20 protein-coding genes are annotated in these 24,482 nt (G+C 72.3%); 8 read left to right on the top strand and 12 right to left on the bottom strand.

What is annotated here, in order from left to right:
• Positions 1-15: 15 nt before the first annotated feature.
• From ACH5AO_RS12565 to ACH5AO_RS12550, 4 genes are all read right to left on the bottom strand, one after another.
• On the bottom strand, positions 16-3,825 hold the full coding sequence (locus ACH5AO_RS12565) for a multifunctional oxoglutarate decarboxylase/oxoglutarate dehydrogenase thiamine pyrophosphate-binding subunit/dihydrolipoyllysine-residue succinyltransferase subunit (RefSeq protein ID WP_398924223.1): 3,810 nt from the start codon (positions 3,823-3,825) through the stop codon (positions 16-18).
• Between the two features lie 291 nt (positions 3,826-4,116).
• Positions 4,117-5,229, bottom strand: a complete 1,113-nt coding sequence (locus tag ACH5AO_RS12560; protein WP_398924222.1) for an ATP-binding protein — start codon at positions 5,227-5,229, stop codon at positions 4,117-4,119.
• On the bottom strand, positions 5,226-5,966 hold the full coding sequence (locus ACH5AO_RS12555) for a response regulator transcription factor (protein WP_028959305.1): 741 nt from the start codon (positions 5,964-5,966) through the stop codon (positions 5,226-5,228). Before ACH5AO_RS12555 ends, ACH5AO_RS12560 begins: the two co-directional genes overlap by 4 nt.
• 125 nt (positions 5,967-6,091) lie before the next feature.
• Positions 6,092-6,781 (bottom strand): spermidine synthase, encoded by a 690-nt coding sequence (locus ACH5AO_RS12550; RefSeq protein ID WP_398924221.1) that lies wholly within the window; start codon positions 6,779-6,781, stop codon positions 6,092-6,094.
• A 151-nt stretch (positions 6,782-6,932) separates the two neighbouring features.
• Here ACH5AO_RS12550 and lon point away from each other — a divergent pair, with 151 nt between their 5' ends.
• A complete protein-coding gene (gene lon / locus ACH5AO_RS12545) occupies positions 6,933-9,347 on the top strand; it encodes an endopeptidase La (protein WP_398924220.1) in 2,415 nt (804 codons plus the stop codon).
• A gap of 82 nt (positions 9,348-9,429) precedes the next feature.
• Here the strand turns inward: lon and ACH5AO_RS12540 are convergent, their stop codons facing one another.
• The gene (locus tag ACH5AO_RS12540; protein ID WP_398924219.1) at positions 9,430-10,254 is read right to left on the bottom strand and encodes a lysozyme; all 825 of its coding nucleotides are present in this window, start codon (positions 10,252-10,254) and stop codon (positions 9,430-9,432) included.
• Between the two features lie 262 nt (positions 10,255-10,516).
• Between ACH5AO_RS12540 and ACH5AO_RS12535 the strand changes: the two genes are divergently transcribed.
• Positions 10,517-11,011, top strand: a complete 495-nt coding sequence (locus ACH5AO_RS12535) for a MarR family winged helix-turn-helix transcriptional regulator (protein ID WP_398924218.1) — start codon at positions 10,517-10,519, stop codon at positions 11,009-11,011.
• On the opposite strand, the gene ACH5AO_RS12530 is transcribed toward ACH5AO_RS12535, so the two are convergent.
• Entirely contained in the window at positions 10,989-11,831 is an 843-nt protein-coding gene (locus tag ACH5AO_RS12530) for a protein phosphatase 2C domain-containing protein (RefSeq protein WP_398924412.1), read from the bottom strand. The two genes, ACH5AO_RS12535 and ACH5AO_RS12530, sit on opposite strands and share 23 nt — an antisense overlap.
• A gap of 395 nt (positions 11,832-12,226) precedes the next feature.
• Between ACH5AO_RS12530 and ACH5AO_RS12525 the strand changes: the two genes are divergently transcribed.
• The 5 genes from ACH5AO_RS12525 (at position 12,227) to ACH5AO_RS12505 (ending at position 18,340) form a co-directional block, all read left to right on the top strand.
• Entirely contained in the window at positions 12,227-15,442 is a 3,216-nt protein-coding gene (locus tag ACH5AO_RS12525) for a nitrate- and nitrite sensing domain-containing protein (RefSeq protein WP_398924217.1), read from the top strand.
• Positions 15,439-15,942: a roadblock/LC7 domain-containing protein gene (locus ACH5AO_RS12520; protein ID WP_398924216.1), complete on the top strand. Its 504-nt coding sequence runs from the start codon at positions 15,439-15,441 to the stop codon at positions 15,940-15,942. Before ACH5AO_RS12525 ends, ACH5AO_RS12520 begins: the two co-directional genes overlap by 4 nt.
• Positions 15,939-16,388 (top strand): DUF742 domain-containing protein, encoded by a 450-nt coding sequence (locus ACH5AO_RS12515; RefSeq protein ID WP_398924215.1) that lies wholly within the window; start codon positions 15,939-15,941, stop codon positions 16,386-16,388. The genes ACH5AO_RS12520 and ACH5AO_RS12515 overlap by 4 nt, the downstream gene beginning before the upstream one ends.
• Entirely contained in the window at positions 16,369-17,007 is a 639-nt protein-coding gene (locus ACH5AO_RS12510; protein ID WP_398924214.1) for a GTP-binding protein, read from the top strand. Before ACH5AO_RS12515 ends, ACH5AO_RS12510 begins: the two co-directional genes overlap by 20 nt.
• A gap of 70 nt (positions 17,008-17,077) precedes the next feature.
• A complete protein-coding gene (locus ACH5AO_RS12505) occupies positions 17,078-18,340 on the top strand; it encodes a styrene monooxygenase/indole monooxygenase family protein (RefSeq protein WP_398924213.1) in 1,263 nt (420 codons plus the stop codon).
• Here ACH5AO_RS12505 and ACH5AO_RS12500 read toward each other — a convergent pair.
• The 4 genes from ACH5AO_RS12500 to ACH5AO_RS12485 form a co-directional block, all read right to left on the bottom strand.
• Positions 18,304-19,467, bottom strand: a complete 1,164-nt coding sequence (locus ACH5AO_RS12500; RefSeq protein WP_398924212.1) for an NlpC/P60 family protein — start codon at positions 19,465-19,467, stop codon at positions 18,304-18,306. The genes ACH5AO_RS12505 and ACH5AO_RS12500 overlap by 37 nt on opposite strands.
• A 103-nt stretch (positions 19,468-19,570) precedes the next feature.
• Positions 19,571-19,885 (bottom strand): hypothetical protein, encoded by a 315-nt coding sequence (locus ACH5AO_RS12495; protein WP_398924211.1) that lies wholly within the window; start codon positions 19,883-19,885, stop codon positions 19,571-19,573.
• Positions 19,886-19,914: 29 nt separating this feature from the next.
• Entirely contained in the window at positions 19,915-20,568 is a 654-nt protein-coding gene (locus ACH5AO_RS12490) for a TetR/AcrR family transcriptional regulator (protein ID WP_398924210.1), read from the bottom strand.
• Between the two features lie 159 nt (positions 20,569-20,727).
• Complete coding sequence (locus tag ACH5AO_RS12485) at positions 20,728-21,666, bottom strand: diiron oxygenase (RefSeq protein WP_398924209.1); 939 nt, start codon at positions 21,664-21,666, stop codon at positions 20,728-20,730.
• A gap of 174 nt (positions 21,667-21,840) precedes the next feature.
• Between ACH5AO_RS12485 and ACH5AO_RS12480 the strand changes: the two genes are divergently transcribed.
• Positions 21,841-22,443 carry a Uma2 family endonuclease gene (locus ACH5AO_RS12480; RefSeq protein ID WP_398924208.1) on the top strand — a complete coding sequence of 201 codons (603 nt, stop codon included), beginning with the start codon at positions 21,841-21,843 and terminating at the stop codon, positions 22,441-22,443.
• Here the strand turns inward: ACH5AO_RS12480 and ACH5AO_RS12475 are convergent.
• Both ACH5AO_RS12475 and ACH5AO_RS12470 read right to left on the bottom strand, forming a co-directional pair.
• Positions 22,440-22,943 carry a DUF3291 domain-containing protein gene (locus ACH5AO_RS12475; RefSeq protein WP_398924207.1) on the bottom strand — a complete coding sequence of 168 codons (504 nt, stop codon included), beginning with the start codon at positions 22,941-22,943 and terminating at the stop codon, positions 22,440-22,442. The genes ACH5AO_RS12480 and ACH5AO_RS12475 overlap by 4 nt on opposite strands.
• A gap of 60 nt (positions 22,944-23,003) precedes the next feature.
• Positions 23,004-24,467 (bottom strand): penicillin-binding transpeptidase domain-containing protein, encoded by a 1,464-nt coding sequence (locus tag ACH5AO_RS12470; protein WP_398924206.1) that lies wholly within the window; start codon positions 24,465-24,467, stop codon positions 23,004-23,006.
• Positions 24,468-24,482 lie beyond the last annotated feature (15 nt).

Genomic DNA, 24,482 nt, shown 5'->3' with positions numbered 1-24,482 from the left:
GCGTACTGCCGCCGGTTACGCCTCGAAGACCTCGCGCACTAGCTGCTCCTGCTCGGCCTGGTGGCGCTTCGCGGAGCCGACCGCCGGGGACGAGCCGTGCGGCCGCGAGATGCGGCGCAGGCGCTCGGCGTGCGGGAGGTCGGCGCCGACCGCCAGGTCGAGGTGGTCGATCAGGTTGAGCGCGATGAACGGCCAGGCACCCTGGTTCGCCGGCTCCTCCTGGGCCCACAGGTACTTCTCGGCGTTCGGGTACTTCTTGATCTCCGCCTGGAGCTCCGCACCCGGCAGCGGGTACAGGCGCTCGATGCGGATGATCGCCGTGTCCGTCGCGCCGCGCTTCTGCCGCTCGGCCTCCAGGTCGTAGTAGACCTTGCCGGCGGTGAAGACGACCTTCTTGACCGCGGCCGGGTCGACCGAGGCGTCGCCGATGACCGGGCGGAACTGGCCCGTGGTGAACTCCTCCGCCTTCGAGGCCGCGGCCTTCAGGCGCAGCATCGACTTCGGGGTGAAGACGACCAGCGGCTTGTGGTGCGGGTTGTGCACCTGCCACCGCAGGAGGTGGAAGTAGTTCGACGGCGAGGTCGGCATCGCGACCGTCATGTTGTTCTGGGCGCAGAGCTGCAGGAACCGCTCCGGGCGGGCCGAGGAGTGGTCCGGGCCCTGGCCCTCGTAGCCGTGCGGGAGGAGCAGGACCACACCGGAGGTCTGGTTCCACTTCTGCTCGGCCGAGGAGATGAACTCGTCCACGACCGTCTGCGCGCCGTTGACGAAGTCGCCGAACTGCGCCTCCCACAGCACGAGCGCGTCGGGGCGGGCCAGCGAGTAGCCGTACTCGAAGCCCATCGCCGCGTACTCGGACAGCAGGGAGTTGTAGACGTTCAGCCGTGCCTGGTCCTCGGAGAGGTACTGCAGCGGCGTGTACTCCTCGCCCGTGCTGCGGTCGATGATGACCGCGTGGCGCTGGCCGAAGGTGCCGCGCTGGGAGTCCTGGCCGGCGAGCCGCACCGGGACGCCCTCGAGGAGCAGCGAGCCGAAGGCGAGGGTCTCGCCCATGCCCCAGTCGATCGTGCCGTCCTCGACCATCGTCGCCCGGCGCTGCAGCTGCGGCAGCAGACGCGGGTGGACGGTGATGTGGTCGGGGATGTTCACCTGGGACTCGGCGATCCGCTTGACGGTCTCCGTGGTCACCGCGGTGTTCACGGCGACCGGGAACTCCGCCTGCGGGTCCGCGGACTCGACCGAGGCCGGCTGCGAGGTGGCCTCGCGGACCTCCGTGAAGACCTTCTCCAGCTGGCCCTGGTAGTCCTGCAGCGCCTGCTCGGCCTCTTCCAGGGTGATGTCGCCGCGACCGATGAGGGACTCGGTGTACAGCTTGCGCACCGAGCGCTTCTTGTCGATCAGGTCGTACATCAGCGGCTGGGTGAAGGCCGGGTTGTCCGACTCGTTGTGACCGCGGCGGCGGTAGCAGATGAGGTCGATCACCACGTCCTTGTTGAACGCCTGGCGGAACTCGAAGGCGAGCCGCGCGACGCGGACCACGGCCTCCGGGTCGTCGCCGTTCACGTGGAAGATCGGGGCCTCGATCATGCGGGCCACGTCCGTCGCGTACATGGAGGAACGCGATGACTCCGGGGCGGCGGTGAAGCCGACCTGGTTGTTGATGACGACGTGGACCGTGCCGCCGGTGCGGTAGCCGCGCAGCTGCGACATGTTCAGGGTCTCGGCCACCACGCCCTGGCCCGCGAAGGCCGCGTCGCCGTGGATCGCCACCGGCAGGACGGTGAAGTCCGTGCCGCCCTTGCCGATGATGTCCTGCTTGGCGCGGGCGACGCCCTCCAGGACCGGGTCCACCGCCTCCAGGTGCGAGGGGTTGGCGACCAGCGAGACCTTGATCTGCTCGCCGTCCAGGCCGGTGAAGGTGCCCTCGGCGCCCAGGTGGTACTTCACGTCGCCGGAGCCGTGCATCGACTTCGGGTCGAGGTTGCCCTCGAACTCGCGGAAGATCTGCGCGTACGACTTGCCGACGATGTTCGCCAGCACGTTCAGCCGGCCGCGGTGGGCCATGCCGATGACGACCTCGTCCAGGCGGGACTCGGCGGCCGAGTCCAGCACCGCGTCGAGCAGCGGGATGACGGACTCGCCGCCCTCCAGGGAGAAGCGCTTCTGGCCGACGTACTTCGTCTGCAGGAAGGTCTCGAAGGCCTCCGCCGCGTTCAGCCGGCGCAGGATGCGCAGCTGCTCCTCGCGCTCCGGCTTGGTGTGCGAGCGCTCGATGCGGTCCTGGATCCACTTGCGCTGCTTGGGGTCCTGGATGTGCATGAACTCGACGCCGGTGGTGCGGCAGTACGAGTCGCGCAGCACGCCGAGGATGTCGCGCAGCTTCATCAGGGACTTGCCGGCGAAGCCGCCGACGGCGAACTCGCGCTCCAGGTCCCACAGGGTGAGGCCGTGCTCGACGATGTCCAGGTCGGGGTGCTTGCGCTGGCGGTACTCCAGCGGGTCGGTGTCGGCCATGACGTGGCCGCGGACCCGGTAGGAGTGGATCAGCTCGAAGACGCGGGCGGCCTTGGTGACGTCGTCGTCGTGGGAGGCGTCGATGTCCTTGAGCCAGCGGACCGGCTCGTAGGGGATGCGCAGCGCCTCGAAGATCTCGTCGTAGAAGCCGTTCTCGCCGAGCAGGAGGTTGGCGACCGCGCGCAGGAACTCGCCGGAGGCGGCGCCCTGGATCACCCGGTGGTCGTAGGTCGACGTGAGCGTCATGACCTTGGAGATGCCGAGCTTGTTCAGGGTGTCCTGGGAGGTGCCCTGGAACTCCGCCGGGTAGTCCATGGAGCCGACGCCCATGATCACCGACTGGCCGGGCATCAGGCGCGGCACGGAGTGGACGGTGCCGAGGCCGCCGGGGTTGGTCAGGGAGACCGTGACGCCGGTGAAGTCGTCCATCGTCAGCTTGTTGTCGCGGGCGCGACGGACGATGTCCTCGTAGGCCTGCCAGAACTCGAAGAAGTTCAGCGTCTCGGCCTTCTTGATGGCCGCGACGACGAGCTGGCGGTCGCCGTTGGGCTTCACCAGGTCGATGGCCAGACCGAGGTTGACGTGCTCCGGCTTCACCAGGGTCGGCTTGCCGTCCACCTTGGCGAACGAGTGGTTCATCGCCGGCATGGCCTTGATGGCCTGCACCATCGCGTAGCCGATGAGGTGCGTGAAGGAGATCTTCCCGCCCCGGGCCCGCTTGAGGTGGTTGTTGATGACGATGCGGTTGTCGAACAGCAGCTTCACCGGGACCGCGCGCACGGACGTGGCCGTGGGCAGCTCCAGGGAGGCGTCCATGTTCTTCGCCACGGCGGCGGACGGGCCGCGCAGGGTCACCTGCTCGGGGCCGGTCTTCGCCTCGCCGGCGGGCTCCGCCTTCGGCTTCGCGGCGGCCGGCTTGGCGGCGGGCGCGGCGGCCTTCGCAGGGGCGGGAGCCGGAGCCTGCGCCGGGGCGGCGGGCTGTGCGGCGGCCGGCTGTGCGGCGGCGGGCTGCGCGGCCGCGGGAGCGGGCGCGGCGGGCCGGGCCGGAGCGGCCGGCTGGACCGGGGTGGTGGTGGTTCCCGCGGCCCCCGCGGCCGCGGTACCCGCCGGAGCCGAGGTCGCAGGCGCGCCCGGCTTGTAGTCGGCGAAGAAGTCCCACCAGGCTCGGTCCACCGAGTTCGGGTCCTGGAGGTACTGCTGGTAGATCTCGTCGACGAGCCATTCGTTGGCACCGAAGGCCGCAGCGGGGTTCTTGCCCGCTTGGTCGGTGTCGGTCGAGATGCTCGAGTTACTGGGGGACTGTGGCGACACGGCGTCAACCGCCCTCTTCCGCTTCGCAAGATGATGGACAGCGGAAATAAAGGCTACGCCCCCGAGAGCGAGAAGGTCAGGCCGGGCCCGTTCATCGTCGCGTAAGTCACATCACGGCGGGTGTTTCGGCGCTGGAAATGGCGGGAAACAACCCTGGTTTCGATTCTTCGGCCCATGCCAGGGATCGCCCCGGCGGGCCCCGGCGCGCAGTTCGCGCGGGCCTCTGCCTGATCACACGTGTCCGTCAGCGCGAACACGGACGGATCGTGCGGCTCCGCTTCGAACTTTACGTCAACTTGGTGTGGAGGATGCTCCCGGAAGGGTGATGAGCATCCGGCAGCCCCGCTCGGATTCGGCCACGCGGATCCGGCCGCCGTGCAGATCGACGGCCCAGCGGGCGATCGCCAGGCCGAGACCGGTGCCTCCGTCGCTGCCCGGACCGTGCGGCCGGTTGACGTTGCCCCGGTTGAACCGCTCGAAGACGCGGTGCCACTCGGCCCGCGGAATGCCGGGCCCCTCGTCCAGCACCTCCAGCTCCAGCGACTCCGGCCGGTCCCCGCGCCGCGCCCGGACCGTCACCCGGCCGTGCGGCGGGCTGTGCTTGACCGCGTTGTCGATCAGGTTGGCGACGACCTGGTGGATGCGTTCGGGATCGGCGTGCGCGACGAGCTCCGGCGGCGACACGTCGAGGTGCAGATGGACGTCCGTACGGGTGTGGCCGCCCGACCCGGAGGCCATGCCCGCGCGGGCGGAGGCGACCATGTTGGCCTCCTTCAGCACGCCGGACAGGTACGGCCACACCTCGAACCGCCGCTTCTTCAGCGGGACCACGCCGTTGTCCAGGCGGGACAGGTCGAGGAGCGTCTCCACGAGGCGTCCGAGGCGCTCGGTCTGCTTCAGGGCCGTGCGCATCGTCTCGGGATCGGCCTGCGTGACACCGTCGACGATGTTCTCCAGCACCGCGCGCAGGCCCGCGATGGGCGTGCGCAGTTCGTGCGAGACGTTGGCGACCAGTTCCTTGCGCCGGAGGTCCTGGGCCTCCAGCTCGTCGGCCATGACGTTGATCGTCTGGGCCAGGTCGCCGAGCTCGTCCCGGCGGTTCTCGCGCACCCGGCGGGTGTAGTCGCCGTGCGAGATGGAGCGGGCCACGGCGTTCATGTCGTCCAGCGGAGCGGTGAGCGAGTGCGCCACGAACTGCGTGAGGAGCAGCGTCGCGATCATCGAGAAGATCGTGATGAAGCGCAGCTCCGTCTTGGTGTGCACGGCGATCACCGAAAGGCCCGTGGTGATCAGGACCGAGACGACGACCAGCGCACCCAGCTTGGTCTGGATCGAGAACGGGCGTACACCGCCCCAGGGCTGCCGCGCCCCGGGGCCTCCGCGTCCGGCCGGTCCGTCGCTCATGGCGTCGGCGTCTCCAGGGCGTACCCCACGCCGTGCACGGTGCGGATGCGCTCGGCGCCGATCTTCCGGCGCAGCGCCTTGATGTGGCTGTCGACCGTGCGGGTGCCGGAGGCGTCCGCCCAGTCCCACACCTCGGCCAGCAGCTGCTCACGGGAGAGCACCGCGCGGGGGGTGTTCGCCAGGCACACCAGGAGGTCGAACTCGGTGGGGGTCAGGTGGACGTCCTCGCTGCGCACCCGCACCCTGCGCTGCGCGTGGTCGATCTCCAGCTCGCCCAGGCGCAGGATGCCGCTGCGCGGGGTCGTCGCCGCGAGGGCCGCCCGCTCCATGCGGCGCAGCAGCACGTGCACGCGGGCCGCCAGCTCCCGCATGGAGAAGGGCTTGGTCATGTAGTCGTCGGCGCCGACGCCCAGTCCGACCAGCATGTCCGTCTCGTCGTCGCGCGCGGTGAGCATCAGCACCGGCACCGGCCGCTGGGCCTGCACGCGCCGGCAGACCTCCAGGCCGTCGAAGCCGGGCAGCATGATGTCGAGGATCAGCAGGTCGGGCTGCCAGGCCTCCGCCGTGTCGACCGCGGACGGACCGTCGCCCGCCGTTTGCACCAGGAATCCCTCGGCGCGCAGGCGCGTCGCGATGGCGTCCACGATCGTCGCGTCGTCCTCCACCACCAGGACCCTGCGCTGGGCGCCGGGGGTGGTCGTGGCCGTGCCGTTGTGGGAGGTCTGTGTCTGCTCCATCGCCCGCCCCTGAGGTGTGCTTTTTCCGGAATCCGTGGGGTGATCCGTCGTCTGCGCATCACTGCGATTGACGCTTGGGTGATCCGCGTCAGGGCAGCAGCGTACGGGGAGTCACCGCGCCTTTGCTATCCAGGGCGGACGCCGATGTGCACGACGTCCGGAACGCCCCGGGCAACGGGGATCTCTTCGGTACGCACCTGTTGGAACCCGGCATTCCGCAAGGTTTCCTCGAACTCCGGGGAGGGCTTGGCCGACCACACGGCGAGCACCCCGAGCGGCCTCAACACCCTTGCGCAGGAAGCCAGTCCGGACGGCGAGTAGAGGCCGTCGTTGCCCTCGGTGACGGTCCAGTCGGGTCCGTTGTCGATGTCGAGGCAGAGCGCGTCGAACGTGTCCGATGTCTCATCGAGGTAACGGACGAGGTCCGTCTCGACGATCTCCGTGCGCGGGTCGGCGAGGGCCTCGGCGGAGAGCCCGGACAGCGGCCTCGCGCGGTGCCATTCGATGATCGCCGGTTCGCGTTCCACCACGGCGATCCGTCCCCAGCGGGGCTGTCCGGCGGCGTGTGCGAGCGAGAAGCCGACCCCGAGACCGCCGATCAGGACGTGCGGGGCCGCCGCGCGCGGGTCGAGGGCCGCGAGGGCGGCGTCGACGAGGCGCCGCTCCGAACGGCCGTCGGAGGTGTCCATCAGGAAGCAGCCGTTGGCGATGATCTGCAGCAGGCCGCCGTGCCGGCGCAGCACGACCTCGCCGTACGGACCCTCGCGGCGGTCCAGGACTTCGGGGGGTTCGGGAATGTCGTACGGGGTGGACATGCGTTCATCCTGGCAGCTCCCTCCACGCGGCGGTCATGCCCTTCCGCACCCCCGGGAAGTGATCGCTCAGAGCGAACGCGGCTTCGGGAACATTCGGCGGCTCACGAGCATTGAGTCGGCATAGCTCAACTTGACTGCCGAAGGGGAGATCATGGCTGCTGAGTCCACACCACTCGCCCTGCCCGTGCTGCCGCTCGACGACGAGGTCGTCCTGCCCGGGATGGTGGTTCCGCTGGACCTGAGTGACTCCGAGGTGCGCGCCGCGGTGGAGGCCGCCCAGGCCGCCGCCCGCGACGAACCGGGCAAGCCCCGGGTGCTCCTGGTGCCACGCGTCGACGGGACCTACGCCGGTACCGGCGTACTGGGCACGATCGAGCAGGTCGGCAGGCTGGCCGACGGCGATCCGGGCGCCCTGATCCGCGGCCGGGGCCGCGTGCGGATCGGCGCCGGGACCACCGGGCCGGGCGCGGCGCTGTGGGTGGAGGGCACGCGCATCGACGAGACCGTGCCCGAGCCGCTGCCGGGCCACGTGACCGAGCTGGTGAAGGAGTACAAGGCGCTCGCCACCGCCTGGCTGCGCAAGCGCGGCGCCTGGCAGGTCGTCGACCGGGTCCAGGCCATCGACGACGTCTCCGCGCTCGCCGACAACTCCGGCTACTCGCCGTTCCTGACCACCGAGCAGAAGGTCGCCCTGCTGGAGACCACCGACCCGGTGGCCCGGCTCAAGCTCGCCACCCAGCAGCTGCGCGACCACCTCGCCGAGCAGGACGTCGCCGAGACCATCGCCAAGGACGTCCAGGAGGGCGTCGACAAGCAGCAGCGCGAGTTCCTGCTGCGCCGCCAGCTCGAAGCGGTCCGCAAGGAGCTGCGCGAGCTCAACGGCGAGAAGGAGGGCGAGGAATCCGACGACTACCGCGCCCGCGTGGAGGCGGCCGATCTCCCCGAGAAGGTCCGCGAGGCCGCGCTCAAGGAGGTCGACAAGCTGGAGCGTGCCTCCGATCAGTCGCCCGAGGGCTCCTGGATCCGCACCTGGCTCGACACGGTCCTGGAGATGCCGTGGAACGAGCGCACCGAGGACGCCTACGACATCCAGGGCGCCCGCGCCGTACTGGACGCCGAGCACGCGGGCCTGCAGGACGTGAAGGAGCGGATCACCGAGTACCTGGCGGTGCGCAAGCGGCGCAGCGACCGGGGGCTCGGCGTCGTCGGCGGCCGGCGCGGCGGTGCCGTGCTCGCCCTGGTCGGCCCGCCCGGCGTCGGCAAGACCTCCCTCGGCGAGTCCGTCGCCCACGCGATGGGCCGCAAGTTCGTCCGCGTCGCCCTCGGCGGCGTCCGCGACGAGGCCGAGATCCGCGGCCACCGCCGTACGTACGTCGGCGCGCTGCCCGGCCGGATCGTGCGGGCGATCAAGGAGGCCGGCTCGATGAACCCGGTCGTCCTCCTCGACGAGATCGACAAGGTCGGCTCCGACTTCCGCGGCGACCCGGCCGCGGCGCTGCTCGAGGTCCTCGACCCGGCGCAGAACCACACCTTCCGGGACCACTACCTGGAGGTCGAGCTCGACCTGTCCGACGTGGTGTTCCTCGCGACGGCCAACGTCCTGGAGGCCATCCCGGAGGCCCTGCTCGACCGCATGGAGCTGGTCCGCCTCGACGGCTACACCGAGGACGAGAAGGTCGTCATCGCCCGCGACCACCTGCTCCCGCGCCAGCTGGAGCGCGCCGGACTGGACGGGGACGAGGTGACGATCGACGAGGGCGCGCTGCGCAAGCTGGCCGGCGAGTACACGCGCGAGGCGGGCGTGCGCACCCTGGAACGGTCCGTCGCGCGGCTGCTGCGCAAGATCGCCGCCCAGCACGAACTGGGCGAGCGGGAGCTGCCCTTCACCGTGACCGACGGCGACCTGCGGGACCTGATCGGCCGGCCGCACCACGTGCCCGAGTCCGCCCAGGACCCGGCCGAGCGCCGCACCGCCGTCCCCGGTGTCGCCACCGGCCTCGCGGTGACCGGCGCCGGCGGGGACGTCCTCTACGTGGAGGCCTCCCTGGCCGACCCGGAGACGGGCGCCGCGGGACTGACCCTGACCGGCCAGCTGGGTGACGTGATGAAGGAGTCCGCGCAGATCGCGCTGAGCTTCCTGCGCAGCCACGGCGCCGAGCTGGAGCTCCCGGTGGGCGACCTGAAGGACCGGGGCGTGCACATCCACTTCCCGGCGGGCGCGGTGCCCAAGGACGGCCCGAGCGCGGGCGTCACCATGACCACCGCCCTGGCCTCGCTGCTCTCCGGCCGGCTGGTCCGCACCGACGTGGCGATGACCGGTGAGGTCTCGCTGACCGGGCGGGTGCTGCCGATCGGCGGGGTGAAGCAGAAGCTGCTCGCCGCGCACCGCGCGGGGATCACCACCGTGATCATCCCCAAGCGCAACGAGCCCGACCTGGACGACGTTCCGGCGGAGGTGCTGGACAAGCTCGACGTCCACGCCGTCACCGACGTCCGCCAGGTCCTGGAACTGGCGCTGTCGCCGGCGACGAACGGGGCGGCGCCCGAGGTTCCGGTCGCCGCGTGACGGAGACGGCCGGATGAGGGAGGGCCCGGGTCCCGTGAGGGAGGCCCGGGCCCTCACCGCGTCCGCGTCCGGGGCCGGCCGGTCAGCCCAGCGCGAAGGCCCGTACCCCGTCCGGGGTGCCGTTGAAGAGGTTGTGGTCCCCGACGGTCGGCCCGGTCGAGGTGTACTGCCACATCGTGTACGTGTCCCAGCCGGCGGGCAGCTCGCCCACGGTGGAGGCGTACCGGGCGATCCACAGCGGGGTGGTGGCGGCGAAGCCGGCGTAGTCGCCGGTGCACTGCCTCCACCAGCTGGTGGCCGTGTAGAGGACGGCGTTGCGGCCGGTGCGGTACCGGTACTGGTCCAGGAAGTCGCGGATCCAGCTCACCATCGCGCTCGGCGACTTGCCGTAGCAGGCGTCGCCGTACGGGTTCCACTCGATGTCGAGCACGCCCGGCAGGGTCCGGCCGTCCGCGGACCAGCCGCCGCCGCGGTCGACGAAGTAGTCGGCCTGGGCGGAGCCGCTCGCCGTGTCGGGCGTGCCGAAGTGGTAGGAGCCGCGGACCATGCCGACGTCGTAGGAACCGCCGTACTGCTGGGAGTGGTACGGGTTGGTGTAGTACGTCCCCTCCGTGGCCTTGGTGTAGGCCCAGCGGACGCCGCTGTTCCACAGGGTCGTCCAGGCGACGTCGCCCTGGTGACTGGAGACGTCCACGCCCTCCGTCCGGGCGGCGCGGACGGAGGGGAGTCCGCCGCGGCCGTCGTGGGCGAGCACGCCCGCGCCCATGCGGGCGGAGCCGCGCGGAGGGGCGCCGGGAGCGGATTCGGCCGCGGCGGCCGTACGGGGGAGGGAGACCAGCGCGAGCAGGACCGCGCCGGCGGTCGCGAGTGCGCGTATGCGGGGGAGGCCGGATCTGTGCACAGGCATGACGCATCTCCGAAAGGTCGGTGTGGGGCGAACCCGGAATGTGACCCACGTCCCATGTAGTGGGCATGCCATGAATCGCCTGGTGGGGAAAGCGCGCACGTGGACCACGGCGGGGGCGGGGTGACCTCCCCCGCCGCCCGAAGGGCGTGGGAGGCGCCCCCGGCCGCCGTTGGTCTACGCCTGCGAAATACTGGTGGAGCCGCGGCGGCGTCGCCACTTGGCGGAAGACGTCCAGGACCGGAAAACCGAAGCAGGGACAGACGTGCACGAACAAGGACACCGCGGTGAGGAACGCGCCGCCTCCCCGGAGCCCGCGCCGGGTGTGGACCAGCCCGGATTCCTCGCACTGGAACGCGAGTTGACGGTGCTGCTGCGGCGCGCCCGGGCCAGCCAGGGAGAGATGGCCCGCGCGGTCCACCCCGACCTGGAGCCGTCCGCGTACGGGCTGCTGGTCCGTCTGGATGAGTGCGGCCGGCAGCGGGCCACCGAGCTGGCCGCCTACATCGGCGTCGGCAAGGCCACGATGTCGCGCCAGCTGCGCGCGCTGGAGGAGCTCGGTCTCGTCGCCCGCGAGCCGGACCCCGCCGACGGCAGGGCCTGGCTGATCACCCTCACGGAGGAGGGCCACGCACGGGTCCGCAGGGTCCGCGCGGCCCGCCGCGCCCGCTACGCCGGCCGGCTCGCCGACTGGGACCCCGCCGAGGTCACGGAACTCGCCCGGCTGCTGAACCAGCTCAACCGGGGCATGGAGAGCTGACCCCGTACGGAGTACCGGAGTACCGCTGACGGGGTGACAGCTCGGCGTAGACCACCGTCGCGTCGTCGTGCGTCTTGCCGCGGAGCGGCGGCACCCGGTCCGCCTCCGCCCGTTCCAGGGTCCGTACGCGCTCCACCAGGGACCGGGCGCCCTCCTCGCGGACCAGGGCGAGGCAGTCCGCCCAGTCGCCCTCGTGGAACCTCTCCACCCAGCGTGCCGCGCCGTCCGTCAGGGCGGCCAGGGCGCGCACCTCGCCGCGCGGCAGCGAACCGGTGACCGCGCGGGAGGCCACCGAGGGATCCGCCGCCGCCGTGAAGAAGCCCCCCTCCTTGTTGCGCAGCGTGGTGTCCACCAGGGTGTGAGAGGCCAGGGCCGAGCGGGGCAGCCGGTCCAGCCGGTCGTCCAGGAACGGGGTGACCGCCCCGTCGGGGGACTCGACGAGCAGGGCCGAGTCGGAGAGCACCAGGTAGTCCACCGAGGCCGGTGACCAGCGGGCCAGCACCACCGTCGCCTGCGGCGTACGGGGGTGAGAAAGGTCACAGGTTGCCGCGTGGCCGGCGGCGGTACGCGCGAGGGCCCGGGACAGCAGCTCGGCCAGCGGCACATCCGGGAGGGAAACGGTCAGTTCGGTCAGCGCCCCGCCCAGCCGCGCGGTGAACCAGGGCACGGAATGCAGACACCCGCCGCCGTCCCCCGGCGGTGTCACCCCGTCCAGCAGCACGAGTGAACCGCCCTGTCCGGAGGCCGGAAGTCCGACGCTCGCGAAGTCCTCGTTGGGGCGGCCGGGATCACCGGGCTCCGACACCAGCTCCGTACGCATCCAGCCAGTCTGCACGAGCCCTCCACGAGGGCCGCGAAAGGCCTCCGCCGGTCATGGGATCACCGAAGCCGCGCAGGTGAGGCGCCTGATTTGGGAGGGAATGCAGTACTCCGGGAAGGCGTGGCGGCGAATATTGCCACCGCCCGCCGCAGACGTCCAACCGGCGTGCCGCCCGGGACCGCCGCGAGAGGCGGCGGAACTTGCCCCTCAACTCACCTCCGGGGTTCACTCCTTCGAGTGGCGGGTCAGGTGATGCGCATCCACTGTCCACCGTCACTGGGAGGGTCGGGGAGCGATGGGGGCGCCTCGCTGTCCGAGCGCGGTCGAGAGCTCGGGGTGAACGCCCGCACCCGTTGACGGAGCGTCACCCGGACCCACGGGTACACGAGTCAGGAATGCGAGCACCGGTGCAGAAGTCGCGGCCTCGTCGCACAGGCAAGCAGACGGCCCCCACGGGGGACGCTGAGCGGAAGCCCACCGTCGGCAGGGGTCGCCCCACCCATGTACGCAACCGGCTCATCGTGGCCGTGGCCGTGGTCGCCGCCGCGATCGCCGCGGCCGGGGCACCCTCCGTCCTCACGGCCTCCGGGCAGCTCAAGGACGCACAGGACCTGGTGACGCTCGCCGAGCAGACCCAGGACGCCCTCACCCTGGCGCACTCCCTCGCCGACGAGCGCGACGAGGTCGTCCCCTACATCGCGGCCGGCCGCCCCAAGTCCGAGGCGCCCTCCGAGGAGCACAGCGCCCGCGTCGACCGGCAGGTCGAGGAACTGCGCGCCGACACGGACCTCCCCCGGGAACTGCACGACGGCCTCGACGCCGTCGCCGCCGTGCGCCGCGCGGCGCTCACCGGCAAGAGCAGCCCTCTCGAGGCGCACCAGGAGTACTCCACCGCCATCACGCGACTGCACCGGCTCGCCGAACAGCTCGCGGAGCAGACCCCGCCCCGCGCCGGCGCGGGCGCCTACGCGCTCGCCGAGCTGGACTCCGCCGTCCAGCAGGCCGCCGCCACCCGCGGACTGCTGCTCGCCGCGCTGAACGTGCCGAGCACCACCCGGACCGTGATCGACCCGATCACCGGCCTGCCGTCCACCACCAGCGACACCTCGGACGCCGACGGCGAGCGGCGCGACGAGCTGACCGCCGCCGCGCTCCAGGCCCGGCTGCGCTCCGACGCGGCCCTCGCCGACTTCCGCGAGACCGCGCCCGAGGACGCCCGCGCCTCCTACGACTCCACGGTCACCGGCCCCGAGGTCGAGTCCGCCGAGAAGTACCTCGCCCGCCTCGCCGACGAGCCGACGTTCTCCGACGACGACCTCGCCACCAATGCCGAGAAGCTGCGGGCCGCGCTCACCGCGCGGGTCGAGACGATGCGCGGGGTGGAGTCCGCCCTCTTCGACAAGCGCACCAAGGACCTCGCCCAGCTGCGCGACGACGACGTCACCGCGCTGGAGATCCGGATCGCCGTCCTCGGCGCCCTGATGCTGCTCACGATCGGCATCGCCACGGCGATGGCCCGTACCCTGACGCGCCCGCTGTCGGTGCTGCGCCGGGGCTCCGCCCGCCTCGCCGAGGCGGAGGACCCCACCGGCCAGGAGCCGGTCGCCTTCACCGGCCGCAACGACGAGTTCGCCCAGGTCGTCCGCTCCGTCAACGCCCTGCACGCGCGCGCCGCCGCCCTCGCCGAGCGGATCGCCACGCTGGAGACCGACCGCAAGCACCTCGTGGGCCAGCGGCAGAAGATGGCCGACGCCCGCGAGGAACTGCGCGCCGAACTCGCCGAGTCCACCGCCCGCCTGGAGCGGGTGCGCGCCGGCATCGGCGGTACGTTCGTCAACCTCGCGCTGCGCACCCTCGGACTGGTCGAGCGCCAGCTCGGCGTCATCGAGGGGCTGGAGGAGCGGGAGGACGACCCGGACCGGCTGGCCACCCTGTTCAAGCTCGACCACTTCGCCACGGTGATGCGCCGGCACAGCGAGAACCTCCTGGTCCTCGCCGGCACCGAGCACGTCCAGCACACGGCGGGTCCGGTTCCGCTGGTGGACGTCGTACGGGCCGCGGTCAGCGAGATCGAGCGGTACGAGCGGGTCCGTATCGCCGCGCTGCCGCCGCACGCGCACATCGCCGGGTTCGCCGCGGACGACCTGTCCCACCTGCTGGCCGAGCTCCTGGAGAACGCCACCTCCTTCTCCCCGCCCGACCTGCCCGTCGAGGTCTCCGGCTGGCTGCTGGAGAACGGCGAGGTCATGCTCTCCGTCCAGGACGAGGGCATCGGCATGACCGGGGAGCGGCTGGAACGGCTCAACTCCCGGCTGTCCGACTTCGACCCGGAGGCCACGTACGACGCGGAGACCGAGGAGGGGCTCGGCCTCGGCCTGTACGTCGTGGCCCGGCTCGCCCACCGGCACGGGGTGCGGGTCGAGCTGCGCGAGCGGAAGCAGGGCGGCATCGCCGCGGTCGTGGTCCTCCCCGACCCCCTGCTGGCGCCCGCCACCCCCGGCGCGGTCCCCGCCTCCGTCGCCGGCGGCACCCCCGCGTACTCCCTCCCGGGCGCCGACGCCGAGGCCAACTCCAACGTCCTGCACGGCCGCACGGAGTCGGACGACCCGCTGGTCGCCCTGGCGGAGAAGGCGGTACGCCACCAGGGTTCGCCCGACGGGGAGGCACCGGGCGAACCGGCGGCGGACGACACGGACGAGTCCGCACCGGCCCCCGCGGAGGCCGCCCCTGCCGGGGATGCCGACGGGCCGGCGGAGACGGAGGCTTCCGCCGAGGCGGCGGAGGACTCCGCGCCGGACGGCGGGGACGAGGCCGTATCCGACCGTGCGGGGCACGAGGACGCGGAGGGCGCCGACGCGTCGGCCGAGGTCACGATGGAGCTGCTGATCCCGGCCCAGCCGGAGGGCGGGAACGTCCGCCCGGGGGCGGGTCACGCGGGCGGAAACGATGCTTCGGCCGATGCCCCGGACGCCGCTCCGCAGCCGTTCGGCGCGGACGCGGACGACGCCGTCCGTCCGGGCGCCGGTCACGCGGCCGGAGACGAGGAGACCCCGTCCGACGCCGCGCGCCGGCCGTCCGACGAGGACACGGAGGACGCCGCCCGCCCGACCACGGCCCACAGGAACGCACCCGGAACGGACACCGAAGCCGGGGAGCACGCCGGAGCGGATGCCAAGGCCGAGGGCCGGTCCGTGGCGGACGCCGCTTCCGGGGGTGGTCCCGTGGCCGATGCCGGGAACCCGGCGGGGCTTCCGCGACGGCCGGGCGCCGGATCCGGGGAGCACACCGGAACGGACGCCGAAGCCGAGGAGCACGCGCGCGTCGCCGACGGGGACGAGGACGGGGACGGGGAGCCGGTCACGGCCAAGGGGCTGCCCAAGCGCACGCCGAGGGTCACCGCGCCCACCGCGGCCCCGCGCCCGCGTACCGGGGCCCTGGACGCCGAGGCCCTGCGCCGCCGGCTCGGCGGTTTCCGCCAGGGGGCGGACGCCGGGCGCCGGGACGTCGAGGCGGAACTCGCCGAACGGACCGGTGGCCACCGGGCGCCGTCCGACCCGGCCGCCACATCCGAAGAGACCACGGGGGGCACAGTCGAGGAGGCAAGCAGTTGACCGCGACCGGTACTGTCGGACTGAGCAGTGAGGCCCGCAACCTGCACTGGCTGTTGAGCAATCTCGTCGAGGAGGTGCCCGGCATCCTCTCCGTCGCGGTGGTCTCCTCCGACGGCCTGCTCCTGCTCTCCTCCGACGACTCCCGCAACACCGCCGCCCGCGAGACGCAGGGCGCGAAGCGCACCGGCCCCCGCGGCTCCGCCGCCGACCTGGCCACCGTCGTCTCCGGCATAGGCAGCCTCACCGTCGGCGCCTCGAAACTGATGGACTACGGTCCGGTCAGGCACACGATGGTGGCGATGGACGAGGGCAGCCTGTTCGTGATGTCCATCAGCGACGGCTCCCTGCTCGGCGTGCACGGCTCCGCGGACTGCGACATGAGCGTGGTGGCGTACCACATGGCCCTGTTCGTCGGCCGCGCCGGCCACGTCCTGACGCCGGAGCTCCGCAGCGAGCTGCGCCAGTCCCTGGAGGGCGAGTCCACCGGGAGTCGCCGATGAGCAAGCCCAGGAAGGAACTCCCGGTCCGCGGCGGCGACCGCAAACCCGCCCGGGTCCGCCCCTACTCGCTCACCGGCGGCCGCACCCGCTTCGGCCACGTCCTGCTCGTCGAGACGTTCGTCGGCGCCACCGCCGCGCTCGAGGCCGCCGAGGAGCGCAGGGAACTGACTGGGGGTACCTCCCACGCGTTAAGCAGTGGGGGAGGCAGCCTCACCTCCCGCGTGATGCCGGAGATGCGGGCCATCGTCGAACTGTGCCGCCGCATACGAACGGTGGCCGAGATCGCCGCGCTGCTGAGGATGCCGCTCGGCGTGGTCCGCGTGCTCCTGAGCGACCTCGCGGACCAGGGAAAGATCCGTGTCTACGGAACGGGAACCGGCCACGGCACGGGCCGCCCGGACCGCGCGTTGCTGGAAAGGGTGCTGAGTGGACTCCGCCGTCTCTGATGCCGCTCACGGCGTCTCCCCGCTCGTCGAGGACGACGAGCCCCTGCTGCCCTGGCAGACGGACCGCACCCGGGCACCCGTCGCCACGAAGATAGTGGTGGCGGGAGGCTTCGGCGTCGGCAAGACCACGCTGGTCACCACGGTCTCGGAGATCACGCCCCTGCAGACCGAGGCGCTGATGACCGAGGCGAGCGCGGAGCACGACGACCTCACCGCCACGCCGGACAAGCTCACCACCACCGTGGCCATGGACTTCGGCCGCATCACGCTCGACGACGACCTGGTGCTCTACGTCTTCGGCACCCCCGGCCAGCAGCGGTTCTGGTTCATGTGGGACGACCTGGTGCGCGGCGCGATCGGCGCCGTCGTCATGGCCGACACCCGCCGCCTGAAGGACTGCTGGCCGGCGCTGGACTACTTCGAGAGCTGCGGACTGCCGTACGTCGTCGCGGTCAACCACTTCGACGGCAGCGAGCGGTTCGACGCCGAGGACGTGCGGGAGGCGTTGACGATCCCCGCGCACATACCTGTCATGATCATGGATGCGCGCCGCCGGATCTCGGTCATCGAGACCCTCCTGTCCCTCGTGGGCCACGCACTCGACGAGACCCCCGAGTAGCCCCGTAGCCCCCGAGCAGCCCCTGGCGCCCCGAGCAGTCCCCGAGCAGCCCTCCTAGGAGCGTCCCCGTATGCGGAAGATACTCGTCGTCGGAGCCGGCCAGTCCGGTCTCCAGCTGGCCCTCGGCCTCCAGTCGCACGGGTACGAGGTCACCCTGATGTCCAACCGGACCGCGGACGAGATCCGCACCGGACGGGTGATGTCGACGCAGTGCATGTTCCACACCGCCCTGCAGCACGAGCGCGATCTCCAGCTGAACTTCTGGGAGTCCCAGGCCCCGAAGATCGAAGGACTCGGCGTCTCGGTCGCGGCACCCGGCTCCTTCGACCCGGGCCCCTCGCAGCGCGCGATCGACTGGCTGGGCCGGCTCGACGGGTTCGCGCAGTCGGTGGACCAGCGGGTGAAGATGGCCGGCTGGATGGAGACCTTCGCCCAGCGCGGCGGCCAGCTCGTCATCCACGGCGCGGCGGTCGGCGACCTCGACTACTTCTCCCGCGCCTACGACCTGGTGCTCGTCTCGGCGGGCAAGGGCGAACTCGTGCAGATGTTCGCCCGCGACCCGGAGCGCTCCCCCTACAGCACGCCGCAGCGCGCCCTCGCCGTCGCCTACGTCCACGGCCTCGGCCCGCGCCCGGAGCACCCGGACACGGAGGCGGTCCGCTGCAACCTGGTCCCCGGCGTCGGCGAGATGTTCGTCATGCCGACCCTCACCACCTCGGGCCGCGCCGACATCCTGTTCTGGGAGGGCATACCCGGCGGCCCGCTGGACGCCTTCAAGGACGTCAAGGACCCCTCGGAACACCTCTCCCTGACCCTGGAACTCATGGAGCGGTTCCTCCCCTGGGAGTACGCGCGGGCCACCGAGGTCGAACTGACCGACGCCGGCGGCACCCTCGCCGGCCGCTACGCACCCACCGTCCGCAACCCCATCGGCCGGCTGCCCTCCGGCGGACTCGTCCTCGGCGTCGCCGACGTGGTCGTCGCCAACGACCCGATCACCGGCCAGGGCTCCAACTCCGCCTCCAAGTGCGCCGCCTCCTACCTCGCCTCGATCCTGGAGCACGGCGAGAAGGAGTTCGACGAGACCTGGATGCAGGCCACCTTCGACCGCTACTGGGAGGTGGCCCGGCACGTCACCAAGTGGACGAACGCCATGCTCGCCCCGCCGCCGGAGCACGTCCTGAACCTGATCGGCGCCGCCGGACAGCTCCAGCCGGTCGCGGACCGCTTCGCCAACGGCTTCGACGACCCGGCCGACTTCGAGAACTTCTTCTACGACCCGAAGAAGACCGAGGGCTACCTCATGGAGGTCTCCGGCGCGTCCGGCGCGTGAGGTGAGTCGTACCCCGCGTCGGACCCCTCCGTCGCCCCCGCGGGGAGCTCCGGCGGCACGTACCGCCGTACGGGCTCCCCGTCCGGGTCGGGGCGTACGGCGCCCAGCACCGGGTTGGCCGCGATCGGGGAGACCTTGACCCGCGCGCCCGGGCGGGGCGCCTGCACCACCATGCCGTCGCCGAGGTAGAGGGCGACGTGCGTGGCCTCCGGGAAGTACACGACGAGGTCCCCCGGCCTCAGCTCCGCCAGCGGCACCCGCTCCAGCCGTGCCCACTGCTCCTGGCTGGTCCGGGGGATCGGCGTCCCGGCGGCGCCCCACGCCTCGGACGTCAGCCCCGAGCAGTCGTACGCGACGGGCCCCTCCGCGCCCCACTCGTACGGCTTCCCCAGCTGCTCCACGGCGTACCGCACGGCCCGTTCGCCCGCCGCGGAGGGCAGGGCGCCGCCGCTGCCCAGCGCACCGGAGGCCACCAGCTCCTCCTGCGCCTCGGCCACGTCGTCCCGCTCCAGCTCGGCCAGTGCGGCGAGCTGCTCGGCGGTGAGCGAGGCGAGGAGTTCCTCGACCGCGCGGAGCCGTGCGAGGACCTCGTCCCGCTCCTTCTCGCGCCGCTCGGTGAGGGCGAGCCGGACGTCGAGGGCCCGGCGGGCCCGGCGGGCCAGGGCGCCGGCCTCCTGCTCGTCGCCGGTCAGCCGGCCCACCGTCCGGGCCCGCTCCCGCGCCAGCCGCCCGATCACGTGCCCCTGGTCGAGCGCGCGCTGCGGATCGCGCGCCAGCAGCAGCCGCAGGTAGGGGGAGAGGCCGGTGACGCTCTGGTACTGCTGGCGGGCCAGCCGTCCGGCGGCGCCCCGGCTGTCGCGCAGGGAGAGCCGGGTGCGGGCGAGGGCGCGCTCCAGTCGCGCGGTCTCGGCGCGCTGCCTCTTCAGCCGCTCCTCGGTGGCGTTGTAGGTCTCGGTGGCCTTCTCGGCCTCCCGGTACAGGGTCTGAAGTTCCGTCAGCAACTCGGCGACGGAACGCCCGCCGGTGCCGCCGTCCGGTTCCGGGACGGCCGTCGCGGGCGCGGGTGCGAGAACGGCCCCGGCCGCCAGCGCCGTCGCGCACACCAGACACAGAAGCCTTCCTGACACTCCATCACCTCCGGCGCGGGGCGGCTCGTCCGCTCCGCACCGCGAGCATCGGACCGGTGTCCGCGGCCCGCTCGCCGAGCGTGCGCGGTTCGGCGCAACCCGGTCACCCGTCGGTGTCGTCCGGCTTGCCCTCCGGCGTGGCGCCCGGACCGGGCGCGGCCTTCGACCACGGCCACCGCGGGCGGTCGCCGGCCCGCCCCGTGGGGTCGTACAGGTACTTCCACCCCCGGGTCAGCCCGGTCCGCGCGCTCCGCGCCCGGGGCACCCGCCGGTAGACCAGCACGGTGGGCGGGCCGCCGTCCGGCGCCGGGACGGGGATGCGGTACGTCTTCGGCGGGTGCCCGGTGATGCCCAGCAGCACGGGCAGCACGCGCCCGTCCATGGGCCCGCCCTCGAACGGGGTGTCTTCGCTCTTCACGCCCCCAGTGTCGCGCGCCGCGCGGACCGTCAGAGGTCCGCGGCCAGCTCCCGCACCAGCGCGTCGGCCTGCGCGTCGCGCCGCGCGGTCACGGCCAGCACCGCCACGAACTGCTCCACGAGCCAGTCCCGCAGTTCGTCCACGGGCGGCTGTTTGTCCTCGTCGAGCCAGATCAGCGAGGCCGCCTCCACGGCGGTGATCCACATCCGGATCGTCATCCGCAACCGCGGTCCGGGCTCGGCGACCCCGAGGTGGCTGAGGATGTGCTCGGCGGCGGCCCGCCGCACGCCGTCCACGATGGCGGTCGTACGGGAGGTCTCCACGACGCTCCCGCCCTGGAGCAGTGCGCTGAACCCGGTGTCGTGCCGGTCGACGAAGGCGAGGTAGCGGTCGAGGGCGCGGGACAGCCGGGACAGCAGCGGGCCCTCGCGCGGTTCGTCGAAGCAGTGCCGCAGCTCGTCGGCGGCGGAGTGGAGGGCGGCCTCGTAGAGCTGCTGCTTGCCGCCGGGGAAGTACCGGTACACCAGGGGGCGTGACACGCCGGCCGCCTCCGCCACGTCGTCCAGGGAGACGTCCTCCGGGGCGCGGTGGGCGAAGAGGGAGAGCGCCGCCTCGAGCAACTGGCCGCGGCGTTCCTCGACGCTGAGCCGCCGGTAGGCGGGGGTGGGGGCCTGCGGGGTCATGCCCGCAGGGTATCCGCCCGCCTGCCCGCGCGAGCGGTTCCGACGACCGCCGCGGTCACCGTCCGGCCCCGCGCGGTGGGCCGATGCGGCCCCGGCCGTGCCCGGTGTGCGGCTCTGTCATGTGGCCGCGAACCGGGCGGGGTGCGGGCACCCGGCCGGTTACGCGAGCAGCCCCGACGACCGCCACAGCTTCCGTCCGGCTCCGCGCAGTACGCCGATGTCGTCCAGGAAGTCCGTCAGTTTCCTCGCCCCCTGCCGCATCACCTCCCGCCGGTGACCGCTCGCCCTGACCTGGGCGACGGCCGCGCGCCGGTCCAGACCGACGTTCGTGTACACCTCGGGGTTCACGAAGGCCACGGAGAACACCCGGGCGAACTCCCCGGAGGTGACCCGGGTGAACTCCCGCGACCACCTCGGCGCGGTCACCATCTGGCGCCGCAGCTCCTCACGGGCGTACCGCACGTGCCGCGCCTCCTCGACGACGTGGATGCGCGTGACGCCCCGGACCAGCGGCTGGACCCGCTCGTCCGGGAAGGTCAGCCGCTGCATCCAGTCCAGGACCTCCTCGCCGAGCAGGGTCGCGGTGAAGGAGCCGGGGGTGGTGGAGATTGTCTTGAAGAGCCGGCCGAGGTTCTGGTGGACGCGGCTCACCGGGTACCAGGGGGTGCCGACGCGGGTGATCAGCCGGGCGAACATCTTGGAGTGCCGGCACTCGTCCTCGATCTCGGTGAGCGCGTAGCGCACGTGCGCGCTGGTGGCGGACTTGTCGTAGACGTGCCGGACCAGCAGCTGCATCAGGATCAGCTCGAACCAGATGCCGAGCGAGGCCAGCGCCGCCGCCTCGTGCCGGGAGAGCAGGAGGCGCTGCTCCTCGCTCATCCGCTTCCACATCGGGGTGCCGTACAGCGACACCAGCTCCGGCGGCCAGAACCACTTGCCCTCCTCGAAGGGGGCCTCCCAGTCGAGCTCCCTGTCCGGGTCGAAGGAGTGCTTGGCGGAGGACTCGAGCAGTCTCAGGGCCACCTGTTCGCGGTCCTTGAGCGTCCCGAGCGCGTCCCGCAGACCATCGAGCGCGTCGGCTTCGGGCAGGGTCGTCATGACGGTTCCACCTCGGGGCGTCTGGGGTTACCGGCGGGTCACCCCCTTATGAGACTGCCTGTCAGCAAGGTCGTCAATCCCTCGGGCGGGACTTGTCGTCGATGAATCCTGTCCGTCCTGTCCCGCTGGATACGCTGCTGGCCACCGAGCGGACTTCCGTGCACAGGAGCGACCATGAGAGCCACACGTGACTTCGGGCCGGACGACGCTTACGAGTGGCCTCGTCCGCCGGAGGGCGGCTGGGTGGCGGACGACCTGGACGAGCTCCCCAACCTGCCCCGGCGTACGGAACTGCTCGACGGGATCCTCGTCCTCGCGAGTCCGCAGACCCGATTCCACGCACGCACGGTCAGCCTGCTGGATCGCGCCCTCGACGAGCAGGCGCCGGAGGAATGCGCCGTCTACTCCTCGTTCACGGTGACCCTCGACAGGCGGAACCGTCCGGAGCCCGACGTCCTGGTGGCCCGTGCCGGTGCCGACGAAGGGCCGAAAGGGACAAGGCTCCTGCCCCAGGACGTCTTCCTGGCCGTCGAGGTCGTCTCCGAGGACTCGGAGGAACGGGACCGTGAGGTGAAACCCCGGAAGTACGCGAAGGCGGGGATTCCGCACTACTGGCGCGTGGAGGCGAACGAGTGGCTTCCCGTGGTCCACGTCTACGAACGCGACCCCGCGACTCAGGCCTACGGGCCGGTCGGCATCTTCCGCGACCGGCTCAAGCTCACCGTCCCCTTCCCCGTCGACATCGACCTGACGGCCGTCGACCGCCGCCGCCCCTAGACCGAGCAGCCCAGCCCCTCCGGCACCTCGCCCGTCACCGGTGCCGACGACCCCGGCGGGAACGACGTCCGCAGGGTGAACGCGTACGGGGTCGGGCCGTTGGCACGGAGGTGGAGGAGGCGGGATTCCGCCTCCGCGACCGTCGGACGGTGGCCCGCCGGGACCCACCACAGCGCGACCATCGCCTCCTCGACGCGCTCGAACCACTCCCGCCGCCGCGCCAGCATCTCCCGGTGGCGGCCCTGGTACATGAACGCCGTCAGCGCGTCGGTGTCCCGCCACACGGACAGGTTGAGGATCAGCCAGGAGTCACCGAAGGCGGCGATGTCCGTCGCGTCATTCCCCTCGCCCTTCAGACGCCAGACGAAGCCGTCCGCGGCCTCCGCGTCCGCGTTCACCGGGTCGAGACCGTCGACGAAGTCCTTCAGCCGCGGGGAGTCCAGCGGGGCCTTGAGGCGGGCGATGTTCACCTGGGCGAGTTCGTACGCGGTCTCGGTCATGTACCGGACGTTAGGTCGGGAACGCGTCGTTCCGGCACCCCCGTCTCACCAAGTGGGCGCTCACGCCCGCGAGTTCAGCACCGCCTCCATCACCGCCCGCGCGATCGGCGCCGCCGTCCCGCCGCCGCTGATCTCCCGCCGGTTCGCCGCCGCTTCCTCGACCACCACCGCGACCGCCACCTTCGCCTCCATGTCCGCACCGCCCTGCGCCCAGGAGATGAACCAGGCGTACGGCGTCCCGGAGTTGCCCAGCCCGTGCTGGGCGGTGCCGGTCTTGCCGCCGACGGTCGCGCCGGGGATCGCCGCCTTCGTGCCGGTGCCGTCCTCCACCACCCCCCGCATCAGCTCCCGCAGCCGCACCGCCGTCACCGGATGCATGGCCTGCCGCACCGGACGGGAACCGGCCGTCGACACCGTGCCGCCGCCCGCCCGCGTGGTGCGCTCCACCAGGTAGGGCTCCCGCACCTGCCCGCCGCCCGCGACGGCCGCCGCGACCATCGCCATCTGCAACGGTGTCGCCCGGGTGTTGTACTGCCCGATCGACGACAGCGCGAGCTGCGCCCGGTCCACCGTGGTGTCGAAGGTGCTGCGCGCCACCCGGAACGGAACGCGCACGTCGGAGTCGTTGAAGCCGAAGCCCTCGGCCGTCGCCCTCATCCGCTCCACTCCCGTGGTCACCCCCAGCTTGGCGAACACCGTGTTGCAGGACCGGACGAACGCCTCCCGCACCGAGGCGTTCCCGCAGCCCTCGGACCCGTTGGTCAGCCGGGTCCTCGTCCCCGGCAGGGTGTACGGGTCGGGGGAGACGGTCGGCGCGTCCAGGTCCTCGACCACGCCCGCGTCCAGCGCCGCCGCCGCGGTGACCACCTTGAACGTCGAACCCGGCGGATACGTCCGCTGCACCGCCCGGTTCAGCATCGGCTGGTCCGGATCGGCGTTCAGCCGCGCCCAGGCGTCCCGCACCACCTCGCCGTTCCCGGACAGCAGCGCGGGGTCGTACGACGGGACCGACACCAGCGCCAGGATCCGCCCGGTCGACGGCTCCACCGCCGCCACCGCGCCCTTCCGGGAACGCAGCCCCTCGTACGCCGCCCGCTGCGCCGCCGGATCGATCGTCGTCACCACGTGACCGCCCGCGTTGCGGGAGCGCGTGAACTCGTTCCACAGCGGCAGCGGCGCGAGGACCGGGGAGGCCCCGGACAGCAGCGCGTCCTCCGTGTGCTCCAGCAGCGTCGTCCCGTACTCCTGGGAGGCGAAGCCGGTCACCGGGGCGTACAGCGGGCCGTCGCGGTACGTCCGCTCGTACCGCAGGTGCTCCCCGGTGTCCCGGGAGCCGGTGACCGGCCGCCCGCCGACCAGGATGTCGCCGCGCGGCTGCTGGTAGCGGGCGATGACGTCCCGGCGGTTGGCCGGGTTGCCGTCGTAGGCGCCGGCCCGCAGGATCTGGACGCGGGCGGCGTTCACCAGCAGCGCCACCAGCAGCAGGGCGCAGAACAGCGCGGAGTGCCGGATGTGCCGGGTCACCGGGGCGCACCCCCG

Origin of the sequence: Streptomyces sp. NPDC018964 (assembly GCF_044390325.1) — a bacterium.
Taxonomy (GTDB): Bacteria; Actinomycetota; Actinomycetes; order Streptomycetales; family Streptomycetaceae; genus Streptomyces.
This window is presented reverse-complemented; position numbering and strand designations above follow the sequence as displayed.